This window comes from Dokdonella sp. (assembly GCF_035703485.1).
Classification (GTDB): Bacteria; Pseudomonadota; Gammaproteobacteria; order Xanthomonadales; family Rhodanobacteraceae; genus Dokdonella.
Window position 1 is genome coordinate 1 of record NZ_DASSYD010000157.1, and the last position, 4,904, is coordinate 4,904.

Consider the following 4,904-nt stretch of genomic DNA (forward strand, 5'->3'; position numbering starts at 1 on the left):
ATGATCTCCGCGGTCGAAAGATTGCGGTTGAAGCCCTGGGTGCCGGTCGAGCAGAACGTGCAATTTAGACCGCAGCCAACTTGCGAAGAGACGCACAAGGTGCCGCGCGAGCTCTCGGGGATGAACACGGCCTCGATTGCGTTGCGCGGATCCATGCCCAGCAACCACTTGTAGGTGCCGTCGGTGGATTGCTTTTCCAGCAACACATTCGGCGGGACGATCTCGGCAACGGCTTCAAGCTTGCTGCGCAAGGCCTTGCCAACATCGGTCATCAGCAAAAAATCAGTGACGTGACGGTGGTACATCCACTTCATGACCTGATCGGCACGGTAGGGCTTCTCGCCGGCTTGCGCGAACCAGTCGCGCAAGCCCTGGCGATCAAGGCCGAACAGATTCGTTCTGGTCGCGGTCACGTCCATCGTCTTCAGCGCGACGTCACTTCGGAACTGGCGAAGAAGTAGGCGATTTCGACAGCCGCAGTTTCCGGAGCATCCGAACCGTGCACCGCATTGGCGTCGATCGAGTCGGCAAAGTCGGCGCGAATCGTGCCGGCCGCCGCCTGTTTCGGATCGGTCGCACCCATCAAATCACGATGCACCGCGATAGCATTTTCACCCTCAAGCGCCTGGATGATGACCGGACCGGAGATCATGAATTCGACCAGCGCGTTGAAAAACGGGCGCTCCTTGTGCACGGCATAAAAGCCTTCGGCCTCACGGCGCGAGAGCTGCTTCATGCGTGCGGCGATGATCCTGAGGCCGGCTTTTTCGAATCGGGAATAGATTTCGCCGATGACGTTCTTGGCGACCGCATCGGGCTTGATGATGGAAAGGGTGCGCTCAAGCGCCATTGTCTTTGAACCTTTGAATGAGGAATCGGAGGGCATGCGAATGCGGCCGTGAGGCTAAACCCACGGCATTCCGGATAGTTAGCGCACTATCCGACCTCGTATTCTAGCTAGTTTTTGCAATGATTTGCACCCCGGGAACGTGATTTCACGCGCTTTTGCGACGTTGCCCATCGCGCTCGACAGGCTTATGATTCAAACGTCCGTTTGGTTTTGGCCTTCGTCTCTGGAATTCCTCATTTGAATTCACCGCACTTTTCGACCAAGGAACGCATTCTTGGCGCAGCCGAGGAACTGTTCGCCCGCAATGGCTTTGCCGGGGCTTCCCTGCGCGAATTGACAGCGACGGCCAAGGTCAACCTGGCCGCAGTCAACTACCACTTCGGCTCCAAAGACAATCTTGTCAACGAAGTTTTCCGCCGCCGCCTTGATGAGCTCAGCGCGCAACGTCTTGAATCGCTCAAGATTGTTCTGGCCAAGCCCGAGCCCACGCTGGAAGACATTCTCGCCGCCTTCATCCATCCCGCCCTGTTGCTCTCGCTCGACAAAACCGGAGGTGCAACGTTTGTCCGCGTCCTTGCCCGCGCCTATGCCGAACACAACGAGCGCCTGCGCAAGTTCCTTTCGGAGAACTACGGCCACGTGCTCAAGGAGTTTGCCGCTGCATTCGGCGCCCAACTGCAACATCTGGGCAAGGAAGAACTTTATTGGCGCATCGATATCATCGCCGGTGCGCTGACTTATGCCATGGCCGACTTCGGTGTCATCAAGCGGCGTGAGGCGATGTCCGAAAAAATCCATCGCGAACGTGCCGCCGAGCATCTGATCCGATTTGCCGCCGCCGGCCTGCGCGCCGAGTAAACCCCATTCAACCCTGTTCGCGCGGCCAGGCTGCCGCGCACCCTTTTTCTGTCCTTCCTGCGAGGTATTGCATGAACCATTCTCCTCTCCGCATCCGCAAGGTTGCCGTCCTTGGCGCCGGCGTCATGGGCGCGCAGATCGCCGCACACCTGACCAATGCCGATGTCGAAACCATCCTCTTCGACTTGCCGGCCAAGGAAGGGCCAAAAAGCGCAATCGCGATCAAGGCGATTGCCAACCTGGCCAAGCTTTCACCAGCTCCACTGGCCGAAAAGTCGCGCGCTGGGGCAATCACACCAGCCAACTACGATGAAAATCTCGACCTGCTCAAGGGCTGTGACCTGATCATTGAAGCGATCGCCGAACGGCTTGACTGGAAGCTCGATCTTTACAAGAAGATTGCGCCGTATGTCTCTGATTCTGCATTCATTGCCAGCAACACCTCGGGACTTTCGATCAATGCGCTGGCCGAGGCGTTGCCGGCAGCGATGCGACCCCGCTTCTCCGGCATCCACTTCTTCAATCCGCCGCGCTACATGCATCTGGTCGAACTGATTCCCGACAAGCAGACCGATCCGGCCCTGCTCTCGGGGCTCGAAGCGTTCCTGACCACGACGCTCGGCAAAGGCGTTGTTTACGCCAAGGACACGCCGAACTTCATCGGCAACCGCATCGGCGTGTTCTCTATCCTCGCCACCATGCACCACACCGAGCAGTTCAAGCTTGGCTTTGATGCCGTCGACGCAATCACCGGCCCGGCCATCGGCCGACCGAAGAGTGCGACCTATCGCACCTCGGATGTGGTCGGCCTCGACACCATGGCGCATGTCATCAAGACCATGGACGACACCCTGCCGAATGATCCCTGGCACAAATATTTCAAAGCGCCGGCGTGGCTTGGTGCGTTGATTGAAAAGGGTGCACTCGGACAGAAGTCCGGCGCCGGCTTCTTCCGCAAGGTCGGCAAGGAGATCCAGGTTCTCGATCTGGCCAAACAGGATTACCGCCCTGCCTCCGAAGGCGCCAGCGAGGAGCTTGGCAAGATCCTCGCAATCCGCAACCCGGCCGAGAAATTCGCCGCGCTGCGTGCCTCCACGGACAACCAGGCGCAGTTCCTCTGGGCCATGTTCCGCGATCTATTCCATTACACGGCGTTCCATCTGGCCGATATCGCCGAAACCGCGCGTCATGTGGATTTCGCGATCCGCTGGGGTTACGGCTGGAAAATGGGACCGTTTGAAACCTGGCAGGCCGCCGGCTGGAAACAGGTGGCGCAATGGATTGCCGAAGATATCGCCGCGGGCAAGGCCATGAGCGATGCGCCGCTGCCCGCATGGGTCACTGACGGACGCGACGGCGTACATGGCAAGGATGGCTCGTACTCGCCCAGCGCCGGGAAAAATATCCCGCGTTCGGATGCGCCCGTCTACCAGCGCCAGTTGTTCCCCGATCCGCTGCTTGGCGAATCCTTCAACACCGGCACGACGGTCTGGGAAAACGATGGCGTGCGTCTGTGGCACCTCGGCGACGACATCGGCATCGTCTCGTTCAAGACCAAGATGAACACGGTCAATGACGCCGTGCTCGACGGCCTGCAACGCTGCGTCGAGGAATGCGAAAAGCAACTCAAGGCGATGGTCATCTGGCAAAGCGGTGAACCGTTCTCGGCTGGCGCCGATCTCAAGGGTGCGCTCGGCCTGATCAAGGACGGCAAGATTGTCGAGTTCGAGGCGATGATCGCCAACTTCCAGGCGACCAGCATGCGCCTCAAGTATTCGCTGGTGCCGGTGGTCGCGGCCGTGCGCGGCATGGCCTTTGGCGGCGGCTGCGAATTCCAGATGCATTCGGCGCGCACCGTGGCTGCGCTGGAAAGCTATATCGGCCTGGTCGAAGCCGGCGTCGGCTTGCTGCCAGCCGGTGGCGGACTCAAGGAACTCGCCTTGCGTGCGGCGCGTGACAGCGTCAATGGCGACCCGTTCGATGGCATCAAGAAGTCCTTCGAAGCCGTCGCCATGGCCAAGGTCTCGGCCAGCGCGCTCGAAGCGAAACAGCTCGGTCTGCTGCGCCCCGATGACGTGGTTGTCTTCAACAGCTTCGAATTGCTCTACGTGGCCAAACAGGTTGCCGCCTCACTCGCCGAATCCGGCTGGCGTCCACCTTTGCCAGCGCGCGACATCACCGCTGGCGGCGATGTCGGCACCGCGACATTGAAGATGATGCTGGTCAACATGCTCGAAGGCCGCTTCATCTCAGCGCACGACTACGAGATCGGCAGCCGCATTGCCGACACGTTGTGCGGCGGCGTCATCGAACGCGGCTCGAAGGTCGACGAAACCTGGCTGCTCGACCTGGAGCGCAAGCATTTCGTTGCACTTGCACAGATGCCGAAAACCCAGGAACGCATTGGCCATACCTTGACGACGGGCAAGCCGTTGAGGAACTGAGATTCGGGAGTCGGGATTTGGGATTCGCAAGAGCCCATTTACCGACATCCCGCGATCCTGCCGCCCTTACGAATCCCAAATTCCGAATTTCGAATCCCGCTTCTGGAGTCACACATGTCCAAACAACTACAAGACGCCTACATCGTCTCCGCCGTGCGTACACCGGTTGGCAAGGCGCCGCGTGGCGTGTTTCGCAACACCCGTCCTGATGATTTGCTCGCCCATGTGATCCGTGCCGCCGTCGCCGGCGCGCCGGGCATCGATCTTTCACGCATCGAGGATGTCGTGATCGGTTGTGCCATGCCCGAGGCCGAGCAAGGCATGAACGTGGCCCGCATTGGCGCGCTGCTGGCCGGTTTGCCGAACAGCGTTCCCGCGCAGACGATCAACCGCTTCTGCTCCTCCGGCGTGCAGGCGATTGCCCTCGCTGCCGACCGCATCCGCACCGGCGATGCCGACCTGATGCTCGCCGGCGGTACCGAGAGCATGAGCATGGTGCCGATGATGGGCCACAAGATCGCCATGAACCCGATCGCTTTCACCGATGAGAACATCGCCATCGCCTACGGCATGGGCATCACCGCCGAGAATGTCGCCAGCGAGTGGAAAGTCAGCCGCGAGGACCAGGACGCTTTCGCGCTCGCGAGCCACCAGAAGGCGCTCGCTGCGATTGCCGCGGGTGAGTTCGCGGACGAGATCCTGCCGTTCACGCTCGGCGACCGCTATCCGGACCTCGCCGCGCGCGCGATCCG

The 4,904-nt window shown here is 60.3% G+C and carries 4 protein-coding genes and 1 pseudogene; 3 read left to right on the plus strand and 2 right to left on the minus strand.

Features of this window, described 5'->3' with window-relative positions; genetic code table 11:
- A pseudogene (locus tag VFN25_RS12225) lies at positions 1–419 on the minus strand (23S rRNA (adenine(2503)-C(2))-methyltransferase RlmN); the annotation flags it as partial.
- A gap of 5 nt (positions 420–424) precedes the next feature.
- Positions 425–850: a nucleoside-diphosphate kinase gene (ndk, locus tag VFN25_RS12230; RefSeq protein WP_325142280.1), complete on the minus strand. Its 426-nt coding sequence runs from the start codon at positions 848–850 to the stop codon at positions 425–427.
- A 237-nt stretch (positions 851–1,087) separates the two neighbouring features.
- On the opposite strand from ndk, the gene VFN25_RS12235 reads away from it, so the two are divergent.
- From VFN25_RS12235 to VFN25_RS12245, 3 genes are all read left to right on the plus strand, one after another.
- On the plus strand, positions 1,088–1,708 hold the full coding sequence (locus tag VFN25_RS12235; RefSeq protein WP_325142282.1) for a TetR/AcrR family transcriptional regulator: 621 nt from the start codon (positions 1,088–1,090) through the stop codon (positions 1,706–1,708).
- 71 nt (positions 1,709–1,779) lie between these two features.
- A complete protein-coding gene (locus VFN25_RS12240; RefSeq protein ID WP_325142284.1) occupies positions 1,780–4,152 on the plus strand; it encodes a 3-hydroxyacyl-CoA dehydrogenase/enoyl-CoA hydratase family protein in 2,373 nt (790 codons plus the stop codon).
- A gap of 114 nt (positions 4,153–4,266) precedes the next feature.
- A partial coding sequence (locus VFN25_RS12245) for a beta-ketoacyl synthase N-terminal-like domain-containing protein (protein WP_325142286.1) occupies positions 4,267–4,904 on the plus strand: 638 nt, incomplete at its 3' end.